This is a genomic window from Microvirga sp. 2TAF3, assembly GCF_052114965.1.
Taxonomy (GTDB): Bacteria; Pseudomonadota; Alphaproteobacteria; order Rhizobiales; family Beijerinckiaceae; genus Microvirga.
On the sequence record NZ_JBFRFT010000007.1, the window covers coordinates 121,967 to 138,408 of the forward strand.

General features: G+C 65.2%; 19 protein-coding genes. 11 read left to right on the top strand and 8 right to left on the bottom strand.

Going from position 1 to position 16,442, the window contains the following annotated elements:
• Positions 1 to 2: 2 nt before the first annotated feature.
• Both AB4Y97_RS09580 and AB4Y97_RS09585 read right to left on the bottom strand, forming a co-directional pair.
• Complete coding sequence (locus tag AB4Y97_RS09580) at positions 3 to 368, bottom strand: DUF427 domain-containing protein (protein ID WP_441998808.1); 366 nt, start codon at positions 366 to 368, stop codon at positions 3 to 5.
• A gap of 85 nt (positions 369 to 453) precedes the next feature.
• A complete protein-coding gene (locus AB4Y97_RS09585) occupies positions 454 to 1,347 on the bottom strand; it encodes a methyltransferase domain-containing protein (protein WP_441998809.1) in 894 nt (297 codons plus the stop codon).
• Between the two features lie 128 nt (positions 1,348 to 1,475).
• On the opposite strand from AB4Y97_RS09585, the gene AB4Y97_RS09590 reads away from it, so the two are divergent.
• The 4 genes from AB4Y97_RS09590 (at position 1,476) to AB4Y97_RS09605 (ending at position 3,960) form a co-directional block, all read left to right on the top strand.
• Positions 1,476 to 2,258 (top strand): ComF family protein, encoded by a 783-nt coding sequence (locus tag AB4Y97_RS09590; RefSeq protein ID WP_441998810.1) that lies wholly within the window; start codon positions 1,476 to 1,478, stop codon positions 2,256 to 2,258.
• Between the two features lie 40 nt (positions 2,259 to 2,298).
• Entirely contained in the window at positions 2,299 to 2,556 is a 258-nt protein-coding gene (gene grxC / locus AB4Y97_RS09595) for a glutaredoxin 3 (RefSeq protein ID WP_441998811.1), read from the top strand.
• Positions 2,557 to 2,571: 15 nt separating this feature from the next.
• Positions 2,572 to 3,438, top strand: coding sequence for a carbon-nitrogen hydrolase family protein (locus AB4Y97_RS09600; RefSeq protein ID WP_441998812.1), 867 nt, complete (start codon positions 2,572 to 2,574; stop codon positions 3,436 to 3,438).
• A gap of 75 nt (positions 3,439 to 3,513) precedes the next feature.
• Positions 3,514 to 3,960 carry a DUF1178 family protein gene (locus AB4Y97_RS09605; RefSeq protein WP_441998813.1) on the top strand — a complete coding sequence of 149 codons (447 nt, stop codon included), beginning with the start codon at positions 3,514 to 3,516 and terminating at the stop codon, positions 3,958 to 3,960.
• Positions 3,961 to 4,102: 142 nt separating this feature from the next.
• Here the strand turns inward: AB4Y97_RS09605 and AB4Y97_RS09610 are convergent, their stop codons facing one another.
• A complete protein-coding gene (locus AB4Y97_RS09610) occupies positions 4,103 to 4,438 on the bottom strand; it encodes a cupredoxin domain-containing protein (protein ID WP_441998889.1) in 336 nt (111 codons plus the stop codon).
• Complete coding sequence (locus tag AB4Y97_RS09615; protein WP_441998814.1) at positions 4,438 to 4,962, bottom strand: DUF4142 domain-containing protein; 525 nt, start codon at positions 4,960 to 4,962, stop codon at positions 4,438 to 4,440. The genes AB4Y97_RS09610 and AB4Y97_RS09615 overlap by 1 nt, the downstream gene beginning before the upstream one ends.
• A 196-nt stretch (positions 4,963 to 5,158) precedes the next feature.
• Between AB4Y97_RS09615 and AB4Y97_RS09620 the strand changes: the two genes are divergently transcribed.
• Together AB4Y97_RS09620 and nhaA are read left to right on the top strand one after the other, a co-directional pair.
• Positions 5,159 to 5,677, top strand: coding sequence for a metallophosphoesterase family protein (locus AB4Y97_RS09620; RefSeq protein ID WP_441998815.1), 519 nt, complete (start codon positions 5,159 to 5,161; stop codon positions 5,675 to 5,677).
• Between the two features lie 83 nt (positions 5,678 to 5,760).
• On the top strand, positions 5,761 to 6,957 hold the full coding sequence (nhaA, locus tag AB4Y97_RS09625) for a Na+/H+ antiporter NhaA (protein ID WP_441998816.1): 1,197 nt from the start codon (positions 5,761 to 5,763) through the stop codon (positions 6,955 to 6,957).
• Here nhaA and ubiG read toward each other — a convergent pair.
• Positions 6,930 to 7,673 carry a bifunctional 2-polyprenyl-6-hydroxyphenol methylase/3-demethylubiquinol 3-O-methyltransferase UbiG gene (gene ubiG / locus AB4Y97_RS09630; RefSeq protein WP_441998817.1) on the bottom strand — a complete coding sequence of 248 codons (744 nt, stop codon included), beginning with the start codon at positions 7,671 to 7,673 and terminating at the stop codon, positions 6,930 to 6,932. The genes nhaA and ubiG overlap by 28 nt on opposite strands.
• A 274-nt stretch (positions 7,674 to 7,947) precedes the next feature.
• Between ubiG and AB4Y97_RS09635 the strand changes: the two genes are divergently transcribed.
• The 5 genes from AB4Y97_RS09635 (at position 7,948) to AB4Y97_RS09655 (ending at position 14,862) form a co-directional block, all read left to right on the top strand.
• Positions 7,948 to 9,186, top strand: coding sequence for an aspartate kinase (locus AB4Y97_RS09635; RefSeq protein WP_441998818.1), 1,239 nt, complete (start codon positions 7,948 to 7,950; stop codon positions 9,184 to 9,186).
• Positions 9,187 to 9,274: 88 nt separating this feature from the next.
• Complete coding sequence (ptsP, locus tag AB4Y97_RS09640; RefSeq protein WP_441998819.1) at positions 9,275 to 11,542, top strand: phosphoenolpyruvate--protein phosphotransferase; 2,268 nt, start codon at positions 9,275 to 9,277, stop codon at positions 11,540 to 11,542.
• Positions 11,542 to 12,624 (top strand): peptide chain release factor 1, encoded by a 1,083-nt coding sequence (gene prfA, locus AB4Y97_RS09645; RefSeq protein WP_441998820.1) that lies wholly within the window; start codon positions 11,542 to 11,544, stop codon positions 12,622 to 12,624. The genes ptsP and prfA overlap by 1 nt, the downstream gene beginning before the upstream one ends.
• 40 nt (positions 12,625 to 12,664) lie before the next feature.
• Positions 12,665 to 13,525, top strand: coding sequence for a peptide chain release factor N(5)-glutamine methyltransferase (prmC, locus tag AB4Y97_RS09650; protein WP_441998821.1), 861 nt, complete (start codon positions 12,665 to 12,667; stop codon positions 13,523 to 13,525).
• Between the two features lie 380 nt (positions 13,526 to 13,905).
• Positions 13,906 to 14,862: a DUF4167 domain-containing protein gene (locus AB4Y97_RS09655; RefSeq protein WP_441998822.1), complete on the top strand. Its 957-nt coding sequence runs from the start codon at positions 13,906 to 13,908 to the stop codon at positions 14,860 to 14,862.
• 64 nt (positions 14,863 to 14,926) lie between these two features.
• Here AB4Y97_RS09655 and AB4Y97_RS09660 read toward each other — a convergent pair whose 3' ends face one another.
• The 3 genes from AB4Y97_RS09660 to AB4Y97_RS09670 all read right to left on the bottom strand — a co-directional run bounded on the left by AB4Y97_RS09660 (position 14,927) and on the right by AB4Y97_RS09670 (position 16,417).
• Complete coding sequence (locus tag AB4Y97_RS09660) at positions 14,927 to 15,712, bottom strand: MOSC domain-containing protein (RefSeq protein ID WP_441998823.1); 786 nt, start codon at positions 15,710 to 15,712, stop codon at positions 14,927 to 14,929.
• A gap of 96 nt (positions 15,713 to 15,808) precedes the next feature.
• Positions 15,809 to 16,078 carry a hypothetical protein gene (locus AB4Y97_RS09665; RefSeq protein ID WP_441998824.1) on the bottom strand — a complete coding sequence of 90 codons (270 nt, stop codon included), beginning with the start codon at positions 16,076 to 16,078 and terminating at the stop codon, positions 15,809 to 15,811.
• Positions 16,079 to 16,081: 3 nt separating this feature from the next.
• Positions 16,082 to 16,417 carry a hypothetical protein gene (locus AB4Y97_RS09670; protein ID WP_441998825.1) on the bottom strand — a complete coding sequence of 112 codons (336 nt, stop codon included), beginning with the start codon at positions 16,415 to 16,417 and terminating at the stop codon, positions 16,082 to 16,084.
• Positions 16,418 to 16,442 lie beyond the last annotated feature (25 nt).

A 16,442-nucleotide genomic window follows, 5' to 3' on the forward strand; every position in this document is an offset into this window, starting at 1 on the left:
CGTCAATCCTTGAATTCTTCGATGGCATCGACCCGCGTCGGGTAGAAGGCGACATATCCGGCGATGTCCTTAACGGAAGGAAAGGGCTCCTCGTAGCTCCAGACGGCATTCTCGCGCACCAATCCTCCCGCCGTGACGGTGAAGTAGGAGGCATCGCCCTTGTAAGGGCAATGGGTGGAATGGCTCGTCGGTTCGAGCAGATCCATCTGCACGTCCTTGCGCGGGATATATTGCACGGGCGCAAGCGATGCCTCCCGCAAGGTCAGGGCATCCGTGGTCTCGGCCACGATGAAGCCCCCGAGCATGACCCGGATGCGATGCGGGTTCCGTGTGATCGTGATCGGATGATCGGGATTGGGCGTCTTCATGGGCACATCCTCCGGATACGCTCTTAGGAAACATAGAGCGGCAAAGCTCCCGCCCCAAGAGGCATCCGGGAGGCCCGGAGGAACGCTACTCCTCCTTGTCTTCGCCAGCCGGTATTTCCTTCACGCCAAGCGCGTCGGCAAGGCGCATCTTGGCCGAGCCCGGGCGCAGGGGCTTCTGCTGGCTCTCGTGGGGAGCCCAGCCGGACAGCCAGACGATCTCGAACGTGGCCGGAAGGCGGCCGTCCGGATCGGCGAAGCGCTCGGCATAGATCTGGGCCGCCCGCAGGAGGGTGGCGCGCCGCAGAGGCGCCTTACGCCGATCGTTGAGGGCATTGGTCAGGCCCATCTGGCGAAGATCCCGCATCAGGGCGAAGGGATCGCCGTAGCGCACCCGCACCGTTTCGGAATCTGCCACAGGCAGGGCGAAGCCCGCCCGCTGCAACAGCCCGCCGAGATCGCGCACATCGGCGAAGGGCGCGACGCGAGGGCTCACGCCCCCTTCGAGCTCGGCTTCGGCCTGCGTGAAAGCCTGGCGCAGCTCGGTCAGGGTCGCGCCGCCGAGCAGCGCGCCGATGAACAACCCGTCGGGCTTCAGCGCCCGGCGGATCTGGACGAGTGCGCCCGGCAGGTCGTTGACGCTCTGCAGGGACAGGAGCGACACGGCCAGATCGAAATGCCCGCCCGAGACCGGCAGGTTTTCCTCATCACCGAGAATGCTCCCCGGCTCCGGGACCGGAGACACCCGCAGGACGGTCTCGACGCGCCCGCTCCGGCGCAAGGCATCGGCTGCGGCGGCGGTGGGGGTTCCAACATCGAGCGCGAGCGGAAAAGCCCGCAAGATCGTCGCCAGCCGTTCGTCGAGGTCCTCGACTGCGCGGGCCAGAAGGAAATCGGTATAGCCGGACCGCAGGGCCCGGGCGAGGCGGCGGCGGACGAGAGGGCGGTCGAAGACGAGAGGTGTTGACGAAGGTGCTGTCATGGAGCGCCCGATATGGCGTGAAACAGCGGCAGCGCCAAGGGCTTTCGGAGCCGAGAAGCGGTAAACTACCGTCCCGGCCGCAACCCGGCCTCTTCTCTCCCCGGCGGTGGATCGGCTAAGCTTGCCGCATGAGCGACATCGTCGACGGAAAGCGGATCGGCCCGGCCTCGCGCCTGCTTCACGCGGCGAAGAGCGCTTCCGGGACGCTTCTCGGCCTCCTCTACCCGCCGACCTGCATCGCCTGTCAGGCGGCGACGGGCGTGCCGCATGCCCTTTGCGCCTCCTGCTGGTCCGGCATCCGCTTCATCGAGCGCCCCTATTGCGAACGGCTGGGCACGCCCTTTGCCGTCGATCTGGGCCAGCCGCTTCTCTCCCCTGCCGCCATTGCCGATCCGCCCGTCTTCGGACGCGCTAGGGCCGTCACGGAATATGGCGAGACGGCGAGCGCCCTGGTGCATCGGCTCAAATACGGCGACCGGCTGGAGCTGGCGCGGGCCCTGGGTCTCATGATGGTCCGTGCCGGAGCGGAACTCCTGAAGGAGGCCGACGTGATCGTGCCGGTTCCGCTCCACCGCTGGCGCCTGTGGCGGCGGCGGTTCAACCAGGCCATGGCGCTTGCCACCATCGTCTCCGATGAAAGCGGAATTCCCTGCGACCCCTTTCTCCTGGCCCGCGTGAAAAGCACCCGCCAGCAGGTCGGGCTGACCAAGGCGCAGCGCCAGGAGAACCTTCAGGGCGCGTTCCGGGTCCCGGCCGATGCGAAGGCGCGTCTCAAAGGCAAGCGCGTCCTTCTCATCGACGATGTGCTCACCACCGGCGCGACGGCGAATGCCGCATCGCGGGCGCTTTTGCGGGGCGGCGCGGCCTCCGTCGATGTCCTCGCCTTCGCGAGGGTCGTGACGGAGGCTTGAAGTCTTCCTATATGCGAGCATCCAAGGAGAAATATCCGTAATGCCCCCGATCACGATCTACACGAAAAGCTGGTGCCCCTATTGCTCAGCCGCGAAGAAGCTTCTCGACGAGAAAGGCGCCGCCTTCACCGAGATCGACATCGAGGCCAAGCCCGAAGCGCGCGCGGACATGATCCAGAAGGCCGCCGGCCGCACCACCGTGCCGCAGATCTTCATCGGCGATAAACATGTAGGCGGCTGCGACGATCTTTATGCCCTGGACGAGAGAGGCCAACTTGAGGCCTTATTGCAGGCCTGACGGAGGATCAATCCCATGACCGCCACCCGCTTCACCGCCGCCTGCGTCCAGATGCGCTCCGGGCGCGATCCGCTGAAGAACCGCGATGCGGCGGTCGCTTTCGTGCGGGAAGCGGCGGAAAAGGGCGCGCATTTCATCCAGACGCCCGAGATGACCTCCCTCGTGGAGCGGGAGCGGGCGGCTCTGTTCGACAAGGTAGGGCCGCAGGACAGGGACCCGACCCTCGCCGCCCTGCGCGAGGTGGCGCGCGAGCGTAAAACCGTGGTCCAGATCGGCTCGATCGCGGTCAAGGAAGGCGACAAGATCGCCAATCGCGCCTTCCTGATCAGTGCGGATGGCGAGATCGTCGCTTCCTACGACAAGGTCCATCTCTTCGACGTGGATCTGCCGAATGGCGAAAGCTGGCGGGAATCGGCCACCTATACGGGCGGTGACAGGGCGGTGTTGGCCGAGACGCCTTGGGGCTATCTCGGACTCACTATCTGCTACGATGTGCGCTTCGCGGCCCTCTATCGGGCGCTTGCCGAAAACGGCGCGTCCTTCCTGTCGGCGCCGGCCTGCTTCACGAAGCAGACGGGCGAAGCCCATTGGCATGTGATGCACCGGGCGCGCGCCATCGAGACCGGCTCCTTCATGATTTCGGCCGCTCAGGGCGGGACCCATGAGGATGGGCGCGAGACCTTCGGCCATTCCATCATCGTCGATCCCTGGGGCCGGGTGCTGGCGGAGGCGGGCACGGAGCCCGGCGTCATTCTGGCCGAGATCGACACGGATCTCGTAACGGATGCGAGAGGCCGCATCCCGACCCTCAAGAACGCCCGCCCCTTCAAGGTGGAGATCGTTTCCGCAGAGGAACCCTCAAGACGGGCCGCCACGGCTTAAAGCAATTCTCCGCTTGCCTTCCGGCCACGGCTCATGCTCTTGGCCGGATGGTGCAGAATCTCCATATTTGAAGGCATGATCAAATACGCCCTGGCCTGCGAACGGGCCCACGAATTCGAGAGCTGGTTTCCTTCGAGCGAAGCGTATGAGGCGCAGCGCAAGCGCGGCTTCGTGACCTGCCCCTATTGCAACTCGGACAAGGTCGAGAAGCAGATCATGGCGCCGTCCGTCAACAGGACGGACAAGGCGCCTGTGGCAGCGGCGCCTGAAACCCAACCCGTCGCCGCCCTTTCCGAGAAGGAAAAAGAACTCCGCGCCATGATCCGCGCCGTGCGCGAGCATGTGATGCAGAACTCCGAGAATGTCGGCACCGGCTTTGCCGAGGAAGCCCGCAAGATCCATTACGGAGAGGCCGATCAGCGTTCGATCTACGGCGAGGCCAACCCCGCCGAGGCGCGGGCGCTTCTGGAAGAAGGCATCGAGGTTCTTCCCCTCCCCGTCATTCCCGATGACCGGAACTAGCGCATCGCGCGGAAAAGCGGACCCGGTTTTTCGCTGACGCGAACCTTCGGCTCGTATGGAATGATGCGCTCGTCCAATGAGGGAGCATCGGATCAATCCCAAAAGTGGATTCCACTTTTGGGTCCGAGGCTCTAGTCCGCTTTCAAGGGCGCTTCACCTCGTCGTCCGTAACGGTGATCTGTCCCGTCATGTTCGGATGGAAGCGGCAGTAATAATCGACCGTGCCGGCTTTCTTGACGACCAGCCGCCCGGTTTTGCCTGGCCCCAGCATCACGTCCCAGTCCTTGTTCCTGGCCGTCGCCGTATGAGCGACGAAATCGGCGTTGACCCACTCGATGGTGTCGCCCACATGGGCCGAGACCTGCGCCGGGGAGAACGTGAGCCGGTCGACCTTGACGCCGATCACCTCCGCTCTCGCGGACGCAGCACCCGTCAGGACGGGTGCTGCGCAAATCAGACACCACCAGAGGCGAAGCATCATTTCAAGGTTCCGGCGAGCTGTTCGGCATGCTGCTCGTGACCCTGGAAGATCTTCAACCCCGTCGATAGCAGATCCTTCAATTCGCCATTGCTGGCCGACGGGATCAGCGTGTCCTGCAGGGCGCCGTCGACGGTCTTGTGATAGGCGACCTCGTTGTCGGCATAGGCCTTGTCGAACGCGGCGCCGTTCAGCTTCGAAAGCTTGGCGTGCTCTTCGCTCGCCTGCTTGAGCAGCGACTTGCTGGTGTCGTTGTTTTCCGGCTTGACCTTGAGCTTCTTGACCAGCGCCAGCGCCTGCTTGTTCACCGCCGTATGGTCGCGCACCATGTCGTTGGCGAAGGCGCGCACATCCTTGTTCTTCGATTTCTTCAGCGCCAGCTTCGCCGCCCTGATGTCGATCTCTCCAGCCGTATAGGCGATATGAGCGATTTGCGGATCGGTCGGCTTGGCGCCCTGGGCGGCGGCGATGCCGGAGCTCAGTAGCAGCGCTGCGAGCACTCCGCCTAATCTGACGAGCAGCATCGGTTTCTCCCATGTTAAACCCAGCCAGGGCAAATACATGAGATGGAGCGCGAACCCCGTGACCCAATCCTGCCGATACGGCCAATAAGGTGTAATCATTCCGTAACCCGCCGACAGGCATCGACATGGGTGCATATTCTGCCGCTTTTCCCGAACCTCGCGCAGCATCTGACCTGATGATTTTCAAGGACGCGTCGTGACCGTCTTCTTCACCAGCGACACTCATTTCGGCGATCCGCGCGTGCTGCGTATCGACAAGCGCCCGTTCAAATCCATTCCGGAGCACGATGAGGCCCTCATCACCCGCTGGAACGACGCCGTGTCGCCGAAGGACGAGGTCTGGCATCTCGGCGATTTCGCCCTGCACGTGAACCCACAGCGGATTGACGAGCTGCTCGGGCGTCTCAACGGGCGCAAGCATCTCATCACCGGCAACAACGACGGCCCGGAAACGCTTTCCGCCAAGCACTGGGCGAGCGTGCAGGCCTATGCCGAACTCTTCATCGACGGCCATGCCCTCGTGCTCTGTCACTATGCCTTCCGGACCTGGAAGAACATGAGCCGAGGCTGGATCGACCTGCACGGCCATTCCCACGGCAAGCTCAAGCCCCAGACCCGCCAGTTCGATGTGGGTGTCGACGCCTGGGACTATCGGCCCGTAACACTCGAAACGATCCTGGGCTCCCGCCGGCGCGGCAGAAAATCGACCGCTTGAGGCTTTCGTGACAACCTCATCCGCCCTAAGACCCTTGCAACAGCAAGGAGAAGCGGGTGGATCAGAGACAAAACGACATCAGGATGGCTCACAACCCTCGGCGGGTTTCGGCCCTGAGGGAATTTCTCAAGAGCGAGGCCTCGGGCGGCATCGTTCTCATGGCTGTGGCGGTCCTTGCCATCCTTGTCGCCAATTCCCCCTTCGCGGGAGCCTATTTCACCGCGCTGCACGTCTACGTCTTCGGCCTGAGCATCCAGCACTGGATCAATGATGCCCTGATGGCGGTGTTCTTCCTGCTGGTGGGGCTCGAGATCAAGCGCGAGTTCCTGGACGGACAGCTCTCCACCTGGTCCCGGCGGATCCTGCCGGGCATCGCGGCTCTCGGCGGCATGGTGGTCCCAGCGCTGGTCTATGTGGCCGTGACCTGGAACAGTCCCGAACTCCTGCGCGGCTGGGCGATTCCGGCCGCGACCGACATCGCCTTCGCCCTCGGCGTGCTCGCGATCCTCGGCTCACGGGTCCCTGCTTCCCTCAAGATCTTTCTGACAGCGCTCGCCATTCTCGACGATCTCGGCGCCATTCTCATCATCGCGCTGTTCTATTCGGGCGATCTTGCCCTCGTCATGCTCGGCGCCGCCGCCCTATGCGTCATTGCCCTGATCGCCCTCAACCGCATTGGCGTCACGGCGCTCATGCCCTATCTCGCGATCGGCGCCCTGCTCTGGTTCTTCGTCCTCAAGTCGGGCATCCACGCGACGCTCGCCGGCGTCGTTCTGGCGCTGACGATTCCACTCGGGCCTCATCCGAAGAAGACCCGCGCGGAAACCTCGCCGCTCCACCGACTCGAACATGCCCTGCATCCCTGGGTAGCTTTCGCCATCATCCCGATCTTCGGTTTCGCCAATGCGGGCGTCTCGTTTGTGGAGCTCTCCCTGAACTCGCTCCTCGCGCCCCTGCCGCTCGGCATCGCGCTCGGCCTCCTGCTCGGCAAGCAGATCGGCGTTCTCGCCTTCTCGGAGATCGCCATCCGCCTGAATCTCGCCGACGTGCCGGCGAACGCGACGCGGCTTCAATGCTACGGCGTGGCGCTGCTCTGCGGCATCGGCTTCACCATGAGCCTGTTCATCGGCGCGCTCGCCTTCCCCGACAAGTCGAACCTCAACGATGCCACCAAAATCGGCGTGCTGGCGGGCTCGGTCATGTCGGCCCTGGCAGGCTGGCTCGTCCTGCGCTTCGCGCCGCGCGAACAGCCTCAGTCCCGCGCGGCGAGCAGCATGTAGTTGACCGCTGTATCCTGCGAGAGGGACCACGCCCCCGTCAGCGGATTATAGGTGACGCCCCTGAGATCGCTGACGGCGAAGCCCGCCTGCCCGAGGGCGGAGGTCAGCTCGTCCGGCGTTACGAACCTGTCCCATTCGTGTGTGCCCCTGGGGAGCCAGCCGAGGATGTATTCGGCCCCGACGATGGCGAGCGCGAAGGAGCGTAAGGTGCGGTTGAGGGTCGCCATGGCGAGCGCCCCGCCCGGCTTCACCGCCTGCCCGCAGGCGGTCACGAAGGCCTGCACGTCCGCCACATGTTCCACCACCTCCATGGCGAGCACCATGTCGAAGGTCTCGCCCTTCGCGACGACGGATTCGACCGTCTCGTTGCGGTAATCGACCGGCACCCCGGCCCGCTCCGCATGGAGCCGGGCGACGGAGATATTGGTCGGAGCGGGGTCGAGGCCGGTCACTTTGGCGCCGAGGCGGGCCAGGGGCTCGGAGAGCACGCCGCCGCCGCAGCCCACATCGAGGATCGTCAATCCTTCGAGGGAGCGGGCCGAGCGGGGATCGCGCCCGAACCGGCGGCAGGCCTCGTCCCGGATATAGGCGAGGCGCACGGGATTGAACTTGTGCAGGACCTTCATCGGCCCCTTCGGGTCCCACCACGTCTCGGCGATCCGCTCGAAGCGGGCGACCTCTTCCGGGTCGATGGTGGTGGATGTGGCCTCGGCCATGTCAAAAGGCTCCTCTTTTCCCTCCCTCCCCCCTGCGGGGAGGACCGGGGTGGGGGTGGTTCGACGGGGTGCAAGGTTTACCGCGTTCCAAAAGACCAAGGCGCGCTCCGGCTTTGCGACCCCCACCCGACCTCCGCTACGCTCCGGCCACCCTCCCCGCAAGGGGGAGGGGAAGTAAACAGTGCGTTGACAGCGCGCTACCCCACAGTCATGTATACGCCGCCTTCGCCCCGGCGAAGAGGCGAATTTCTCCTCCTGCTTGGCTCCCTACTCCATGCCCCGTCTCGTCATGAAGTTCGGCGGTACGTCCGTCGCCACGGTTGAACGCATCCGCAACGTCGCGCGGCACGTCAAACGCGAGGTCGCGGCCGGCTACGACGTGGCCGTGGTGGTCTCGGCCATGTCCGGCAAGACGAACGAGCTCGTCGGCTGGGTAAAGGAGGCTTCCTCCCTGCACGATCCGAGGGAATACGACGCGGTCGTCGCCTCCGGCGAACAGGTCACCTCCGGCCTTCTGGCGATCGCCTTGCAGGAAATGGGCCTGAAGGCCCGCTCCTGGCAGGGCTGGCAGATCCCGATCATGACCTCGGACGCCCATGCCTCGGCGCGAATCGCCGCCATTGACGGCACCGGCATCATTCAGGGTTTCACGCAAAACCGGGAAGTGGCGGTGGTTTCGGGCTTCCAGGGCCTGCATCAGCCGACCCAGCGCATCACCACCCTCGGGCGCGGCGGCTCGGATACCAGCGCCGTGGCGCTCGCGGCTGCGATCCAGGCGGAGCGCTGCGACATCTATACGGACGTGGACGGGGTCTACACCACCGATCCGCGCATCGTGCCCAAGGCACGCCGCCTCGATAAGGTCTCTTACGAGGAAATGCTGGAAATGGCCTCGCTTGGGGCCAAGGTGCTTCAGGTCCGCTCGGTCGAACTTGCCATGATGCACCGGGTGCCCACCTATGTGCGCTCCAGCTTCGACGATCCGGCCGATCCCAAGCTCGGCACCCTCATCTGCGACGAGGAAGACATCATGGAACAGCAGGTTGTCACGGGCATCGCCTATTCGCGTGACGAAGCGCAGATTACGCTGCGGAATGTCGCTGACAAACCGGGCATCGCCGCCTCGATCTTCGTGCCCCTGGCCGATGCCAACATCAATGTGGACATGATCATCCAGGTGGTCTCCGACGACACCACAACCACGGATATCACGTTCACGGTCCCCACGGCCGATTACGAACGCGCCTGCACGGTGCTCAACCAGCATCGGGGCGAGATCGAGTTCCGGGATCTCCAGGGCGCCACCGACGTGGTGAAGGTCTCCGCCATCGGGGTCGGCATGCGCAGCCATGCGGGCGTGGCCGCCAAGGCTTTCAAGGCCTTGGCCGACAAGGGCATCAATATCCGGGCGATCACGACCTCGGAGATTAAATTCTCCGTTCTCATCGACTCCGCCTATACGGAGCTTGCGGTGCGCACGCTCCACTCGCTATACGGCCTTGATCAAGCCTGATTGACGGCGAGTCCATGAGGCTGCGACACTCTTCATAAAGCCGCCGGTCCGCTCCGTCGGCCCAACCAGGACGGGAACACGAGAGCCCATGCCAAGCGCCCCCGGCGGTCCGCGCCTTCTGCTGCGCCGCCTCCGCGAAATCATGGCGGAGCCGGTGGGTGCGCAGGACCGCCTCGACAAGATCGTCGTCCTGATCGCCGCGAACATGGTCGCGGAGGTGTGCTCCGTCTATGTCATGCGCGGCGACGGCGTACTGGAGCTGTTCGCGACCGAAGGCCTCAACCGGGAAGCGGTACACCGGACCGTCATGCGCTCCGGCGAAGGCCTCGTGGGCCTCATCGCTGCGACGGCCGAACCGCTGGCCCTGTCCGACGCGCAAAGCCACCCGGCCTTCTCCTACAAGCCCGAGACGGGCGAAGAGATCTACCACGCCTTCCTCGGCGTGCCGCTCCTGCGCGCCGGCAACACGCTCGGCGTCCTGGTCGTCCAAAACCGCACCTACAGGATCTATGCGGAAGAGGAGATCGAGGCCCTCCAGACCACCGCGATGGTGCTGGCCGAAATGATCGCCGCGGGCGAGCTGCAGGCCTTGGCACCCGTGGAGACCGGCATCGCCCTGCGCCGCCCGGTATATCAGAAGGGCATCGCCCTCGCCGACGGTGTCGGTCTCGGCTACGTGGTGCCCCACGAGCCGCGCGTGGTGGTCAAGAACCTCATCGCCGAAAATGTCGAGGCGGAGCTGCAACGCCTGGAAGACGCCATCGCCGCGGTCCGCACCTCCATTGACGAGTTGATCGAGCGCGGCGACGTCGCCCATCACGGCGAGCACCGGGACGTTCTGGAAACCTTCCGCATGTTCGCCCACGATCAGGGCTGGCTGCGGCGCATGCGCGAGGCGGTCATCTCGGGCCTGACGGCCGAAGCGGCGGTGGAGCGGGTGCAGTCCGACAACCGCGCCCGGATGCAGCGCCAGACCGACCCCTATCTGCGCGAGCGCCTGCACGATCTCGACGATCTCGCCAACCGCCTGCTGCATCGCCTGGTCGGGCGCGATCTGGTGGCGGAGCGGGGCTCGCTGCCGGAAAACGCCATCATCGTGGCCCGGTCCATGGGGCCCGCGGCCCTGCTCGATTACGACCGCTCGCGCCTGCGCGGCCTCGTGCTCGAGGAGGGCGGGCCGACCAGCCATATTGCCATCGTCGCCCGCGCGCTCGGCATCCCCGCCGTGGGCGAGGTGGCGAACGCCACATCCCTGACCGAACAGGGCGATGCCATCATCGTCGACGGCGCGGCGGGCGAGGTGCAGATCCGCCCCAAGCCGGATGTCGAGGCCGCCTATGCCGAAAAGGCGCGCCTGCGGGCGCGGCGGCAGGAGCAGTATCTCAAGCTGCGCGACGTGCCCGCCGTCACCAAGGACGGGGTCCCGATCACCCTTCAGCTCAATGCGGGCCTGCTCGTCGACCTGCCGCATCTCGAGGAAACGGGTGCCGCAGGCGTCGGCCTGTTCCGCACCGAATTGCAGTTCATGATCGCGGAGCGCATGCCGACCGCGACCGAGCAGCAATCGCTCTACAGCGCCGTCGTGGCGGCGGTGGGCGACCTGCCCGTGACCTTCCGTACCCTCGATATCGGCGGCGACAAGGTCCTGCCCTACATGGAAGCCATAGAGGAGGAGAACCCGGCGTTGGGCTGGCGCGCCATCCGCATCGGGCTCGACCGTCCGGGCCTGCTCCGGGTGCAGATTCGCGCGCTTCTGAAGGCGGCCGGCGGACATCCCCTGAAGATCATGTTCCCGATGGTGGCGACCTGCGACGAATTCGTTCGGGCCAAGGCCATCGTCGAGAGGGAGAAGGCCCATCTCTCCCGGCACGGCTATCCCCTGCCCTGCGACCTGAAGCTCGGCGCCATGCTGGAAATTCCCTCGCTGCTGTTTCAGCTCAAGGAAATCTGCGCCGTCGCCGATTTCCTCTCTATCGGCTCGAACGACCTGATGCAGTTCCTCTTCGCCAGCGACCGCGAGAACCGGCGGGTGGCGGACCGTTTCGATCCCTTGAGCGCGCCCATGCTGCGCGCCCTGAAGCTCGTGGTGGACGCGGCACAGGGGACCGACTGCCAATTGACCGTCTGCGGCGAGATCGGCGGACGCCCGCTCGAGGCCATGGCGCTGATCGGCCTAGGGTACCGCTCCCTCTCCATGTCCCCGGCTTCCATCGGCCCGGTCAAGGCCATGCTGCTGGAGCTCGATGCCGGGCGCATCGGCGCTTTCCTGTGCGAGGCGCTGGAGCATGCCGGGAGCGGCGATACGCTGCGCCGCAAGCTCGCCCAATTCGCGGAAAGCCATGGTATTCCGATCTGATGTCGATCGCCCCGCCCTCTGAACGCCTGAACGCCATTCTCGCCCGCTATGACATCGTCACGGCGACGCTCAATGCCGCCTCCGAACCCGAGACCATCGTGGCGCTCTCGCGCGAATTGTCGGAACTCGACGATGTCGTCGCGGCCATCAGGGCCTATCGCGCCATGGAGGAAAACCTGGACGGGCTGCAGGCGATGCTCGAGGATTCCGATCCCGAGATGCGTGCGCTCGCCGGCGAAGAGCTGCCCCGGGCCCGGGAAGACCTGGAGAATGCCGCCCAGAATCTTCGCCTCATGCTGCTGCCGAAGGACGAGGCGGACGAGAAGAGCGCCATCCTTGAAATCCGCGCCGGCACCGGCGGGGACGAGGCCGCCCTCTTCGCGGGCGATCTGCTTCGCATGTATACCCGCTACGCCGACCTGAAGGGCTGGAAAGTCGAGATCGTCTCCGAGAGCGAGGGCACGGCGGGCGGCTACAAGGAAGTGGTGGCCGAGGTCAAAGGGCGTGGCGTTTTCGCCCGGCTCAAGTTCGAGAGCGGCGTGCACCGGGTCCAGCGCGTGCCGGACACGGAAACGCAGGGGCGCATCCATACCTCCGCCGCCACGGTGGCCGTGCTGCCGGAGGCCGAGGACGTGGATATCGCGATCAACGAGGCCGACCTGAAGATCGACACGATGCGCGCCCAGGGCGCCGGCGGCCAGCACGTGAACAAGACCGAGTCGGCGATCCGCATCACCCATATCCCAACCGGCACGATCGTCTTCGTGCAGGACGAGCGCTCTCAGCACAAGAACCGCGCCCGTGCGATGGCGCTGCTTCGCGCCCGCCTCTACGATGCCGAACGCAGCGCCAAGGATGCCGCCCGCGCCGCCGACCGCAAGTCCCAGGTCGGCTCCGGCGACCGCTCCGAGCGCATCCGCACCTATAACTTCCCGCAAGGGCGGGTGACCGACCACCGCATCAACCTGACGCTTTACAAGCTTGAGGAAGTCCTGAGCGGCAACGCCCTCGACGAACTCATCGACGCCTTGGTGACGGAACACCAGGCTGCGCAGCTTGCGGCGCAGGACCAGGCCGCATGATCGAGGAGCGGCTGGAGCGGTACCGACAGGGCCTATCGGCTTGAGCGGCACAACCCAAACCCGCGCACAAGCCTTGAAGGCTCTTCGCGAGAGCTTTGCCGGGGCCGGCCTCGAGAGCGCCGCCCTCGATGCCCGGCTGCTGCTTCTCGCGGCTCTCGGCATCACGGCGACCGACCTCATGATGCGTCCGGACGAGCCTCTGGGCACTGAACAGGCCGAGAGGCTGTCCGCCTATGCCCGCCGGCGCCTCAACCATGAGCCCGTGGCGCGAATCATGGGTGAGCGGGAGTTCTGGGGGCTGCTCTTCAGCCTGTCTCCGGAGACCCTGGTTCCCCGGCCCGATACGGAAACCCTGGTCGAGACGGCCCTCGGCCTGATTCCGGACCGGCAGGCTCCCTTAAGCCTAGTCGACTTCGGCACGGGATCCGGCTGCATCCTGACGGCCCTGCTGCATGAACTGCCCCGGGCCCGGGGCATCGGGATCGACCGGTCGCTCGACGCCGCCCGCACCGCCCAGCGCAACGCCTGGGCCAACGGTGTCGGAGACAGAAGCCTGTTCGTCGTCTCGGATTGGGCGCAGGCGCTCCGGGGACGATTCGATCTCGTGGTCTCGAACCCACCCTATATCGCCTCGCCCGTCATCGCCACGCTCGATGCGGAGGTCCGCGACCATGACCCCCTGCTCGCTCTCGACGGGGGCGCGGACGGGCTCGATGCCTACCGGATCATCTTAAGCGAAGCGGGACGCCTTCTCGGGCCGGGTGGCCTCATGGTGCTCGAAATCGGCTACGATCAGGCCGATGCCCTGAGAAGACTGGCCGCAGATCATACCCTTGAAGTTCTGCGGCTGGCGCACGATCTATCAGGGAATCCACGCTGCATCGCCCTGAAACGGTCATGATCGCAGAGGACAAGGTTTCTTGTCTCCGCGGGGGATAAAAGCTGAAATACCGCTTGTTGGACCGGACGGAACCCGCTAGATTCGGTTCAGAGATCGTCCTCGGTCGATACAAATCGGTGGAGCCCAATTTTCGGGTACGTGCCGGAGACCAAACGATATCAATCGCGTAGGCAGGGGCAATTTGAACAGCCGGACGCGATCACTTGAACCCGACACTGAAGGATGGCCAAGGCTTTTGAAAAGCTGTGGCTGAACAACAGACGGTTGCCACGCGAACGGTGGGCGATAAGCCCGTTCGGTGAAACATTGGCTTGCATCGCGTGGGCTTGAAGAACCAGCGAGGGTCGTAGACCAGAATGAGACCAGGACAGAACAGGCGCATGCGCGGTCGTAACCGCAACAACAACAACAAGGGGCCCAATCCCCTTACGCGGAGTTACGAGTCGAACGGCCCGGACGTGAAAATCCGCGGCACCGCACAGCATATCGCCGAGAAATACAGCCAGCTCGCCCGCGATGCGACGGCCAGCGGCGATCCGGTGGCGGCTGAAAACTATTTCCAGCATGCCGAACATTACTTCCGCATCATCGCGGCGGCACAGGAGCAGCTGCGCGAGCAGTATGGCTATCAGCAGCGTCCCTTCGATGAGGAAGGCGACGAGGACGGCTTCGGCCAGGGCGACCGCCAGGGCTACGGCGACGATATGGATCCCGGCTCCCAGCCGCAGCCCTTCGAGGCGCGGTCCGAGGGCGAGCGCGAGCGTCCTTCCCGCTTCGATCGCGGTGATCGCCAGGAACGCGGTGATCGCCAGGAACGCGGCGACCGGCAGGAACGTGGCGACCGGCAAGAACGTGGCGATCGTCCCGAGCGGCGCGAGCGCTTCCAGCGCGACCGCGGTCCGCGCCAGGATTTCCAGCGCGACGACCAGTCTCGCCTGGATTTCGAGCGCCCCGAGCGTTCGGAACGCCTGGAGCGGGGAGACCGTCCCGAGCGCGGCGAGCGTCCGGAACGTGGCGAGCGCCAGGATCGCGGTGAGCGCCAGGATCGCCCCGAGCGCAATGGCCGCGGCAATTTCCGCCGCGACCGCCAGCGCGACGAAGCCGAGTCGTCCGATACCAGCGGCCTTCCCGCCTTCCTGACGAATCCGGTCCGTGCACCGATCGTCAACGAAGTCGAGGCAAGCGCTCCTCCGGCTCAAGCTCCGGCTCCGCAGGATGCGGCCAATGACGAGGCTGCAGCCCCTCCCCGCCGCCGCACCCGGCGCCCCCGCCGCGACCTCGTCGAGGAAGCAGGCGCGGACAGCAAGGCGGGCATCGAGACGCCTGCGGCCGAGTAAGCAGCGTTTCGCGAAACAAGATCGAAAGGGAGAGTTCAGCTCTCCCTTTTTTATTGTCTGGCGCTCATTCCAGGGCGAGAGCCGCCTGCTCCGGCATGAGGCTGTCGCCCTCCGCAATCGCACCGCCTGTCAGGATTTCGGCATAGATGCCGCAATCGAAATGCCCATAGGCCTGCATCAGGCTTTTCGGGATGGCGAGGTCGCGGATTCCGGTGTTCGGGTCGACGTTGGTTGCAGCGCAACGCTCGATCCGCTTGGTGACTTTCAGCCGGGCGCCGGAAGACGTCGTCAGCACTTGGCCGACGAGATCGAACTCTTCCCAGGGCTTCAATCCGTCCAGATGGAGATTGCCGCGAAAGCGCAAGGGATCGATGGCTGAGCCGACCACATTCTCCAGCTCCCTGACGCTGGCGAGGTTGATGAGCGAGACGAAGCCGCGGCGGGAATCGGTGAAGCGGAATCCCTCCGGGGCCGTCAGCACCTTCGGCGGCCCACGCAGTTCCGCGGGCATGAAACGGCGGAAGAAGGCCTCGATGGCGAGCCGACCCTCCTTGGTGGAGAGGTCGCCCCGCGCCGCCTCGCGCCCATCCTCATCGATCACGAGGGTCGTTATTTCGTCGAGATAGCGAGTTTTCAGCCGCGCCAGGCTCTCGTTACGCATCAGCATGAGAAACTTGATCTTGGGCTGATGCTCGGGCTGCCCCGCATCGAAGCCGGACGGGCCGTTCTCAATGGCGAAGAGACGGTCGCCAGGGAAATACTGCCCCTTCTCCAGGATCGCGGAAGCGAGAAGCTCGGGAGAAAGGCCCTTGACGGGATAGCGGTGAAGGGACGCGATGCGGATGCTCATCCGCCATGGTTAGAATGCTCCGTGCCGCGCGGCAAGGATGTGCCCGAGCCTCGACGGCAGGAAGCCCGCCGGAGCGGGCTTCCCATGGCACCAAATTCAGGTATCGCCCGTCCGGGTACCGGCGCTGCGGCCTCTCTGGGTCGTGAAATTCGTCTCGCGCGCCAATGCCGCATTCGTCGCGCCCGGCTTGGCATGCATGCCCTCCCGGGCCGTCATATGGGGCGGCACGTGCGAACCCGTATCGCTCTCCTGCTTCATGCGCAGGGCCTTCTCCGCATTGGCCTTCAGCTCCTCGCGCGCCTTCTCGGCGCGGCGCTTCTTCGGGCTGAGGCGGGATATGGCTTTGGTGAGTTTGGACAGGGGCATCGGTTACTCCTTGGCGCGCGAGAGCACGTCCTCATCGTTGGTCGGTGGTGTCGGTTCAGTCGGTTCGGTCTCCTGGGGCCAGACCGGGACCTGGCCGCTCGGGGGGATCGTTCCGGTTCCCGTGGAATCGCCGTCGTCCTGCTCGGGATCGACCCCGGCCGGCTCGATTTCCTCCTTTGCGGCGCGGTCATCGGCGGCCTGCGTCGTGTCGCCGAAGGTCTGCGGAGTGACGGACGGCTTGCGCTCCATCGGGCTCTCCGGCACGGCCATGCCGAGCGCATCGTTGCGGGCGAGGTCGGCACGGGCTTTTTCGGCATCGGAACGCGGATCGCGGATCATGCTCACCTCCTCAAATCCTGGAGGG

Coding starts and splice junctions, on each gene's coding strand:
- AB4Y97_RS09655 (WP_441998822.1), top strand. CDS start 13,906: ATGCGCGGTCGTAACCGCAACAACAACAACAAGGGGCCCAATCCCCTT.
- prfA (WP_441998820.1), top strand. CDS start 11,542: ATGTCGATCGCCCCGCCCTCTGAACGCCTGAACGCCATTCTCGCCCGC.
- ubiG (WP_441998817.1), bottom strand. CDS start 7,673: ATGGCCGAGGCCACATCCACCACCATCGACCCGGAAGAGGTCGCCCGC.
- AB4Y97_RS09610 (WP_441998889.1), bottom strand. CDS start 4,438: ATGCTTCGCCTCTGGTGGTGTCTGATTTGCGCAGCACCCGTCCTGACG.
- AB4Y97_RS09605 (WP_441998813.1), top strand. CDS start 3,514: ATGATCAAATACGCCCTGGCCTGCGAACGGGCCCACGAATTCGAGAGC.
- ptsP (WP_441998819.1), top strand. CDS start 9,275: ATGCCAAGCGCCCCCGGCGGTCCGCGCCTTCTGCTGCGCCGCCTCCGC.
- AB4Y97_RS09615 (WP_441998814.1), bottom strand. CDS start 4,962: ATGCTGCTCGTCAGATTAGGCGGAGTGCTCGCAGCGCTGCTACTGAGC.
- AB4Y97_RS09660 (WP_441998823.1), bottom strand. CDS start 15,712: ATGAGCATCCGCATCGCGTCCCTTCACCGCTATCCCGTCAAGGGCCTT.
- AB4Y97_RS09635 (WP_441998818.1), top strand. CDS start 7,948: ATGCCCCGTCTCGTCATGAAGTTCGGCGGTACGTCCGTCGCCACGGTT.
- AB4Y97_RS09600 (WP_441998812.1), top strand. CDS start 2,572: ATGACCGCCACCCGCTTCACCGCCGCCTGCGTCCAGATGCGCTCCGGG.
- AB4Y97_RS09580 (WP_441998808.1), bottom strand. CDS start 368: ATGAAGACGCCCAATCCCGATCATCCGATCACGATCACACGGAACCCG.
- AB4Y97_RS09665 (WP_441998824.1), bottom strand. CDS start 16,078: ATGCCCCTGTCCAAACTCACCAAAGCCATATCCCGCCTCAGCCCGAAG.
- AB4Y97_RS09590 (WP_441998810.1), top strand. CDS start 1,476: ATGAGCGACATCGTCGACGGAAAGCGGATCGGCCCGGCCTCGCGCCTG.
- grxC (WP_441998811.1), top strand. CDS start 2,299: ATGCCCCCGATCACGATCTACACGAAAAGCTGGTGCCCCTATTGCTCA.
- AB4Y97_RS09670 (WP_441998825.1), bottom strand. CDS start 16,417: ATGATCCGCGATCCGCGTTCCGATGCCGAAAAAGCCCGTGCCGACCTC.
- nhaA (WP_441998816.1), top strand. CDS start 5,761: ATGGCTCACAACCCTCGGCGGGTTTCGGCCCTGAGGGAATTTCTCAAG.
- AB4Y97_RS09585 (WP_441998809.1), bottom strand. CDS start 1,347: ATGACAGCACCTTCGTCAACACCTCTCGTCTTCGACCGCCCTCTCGTC.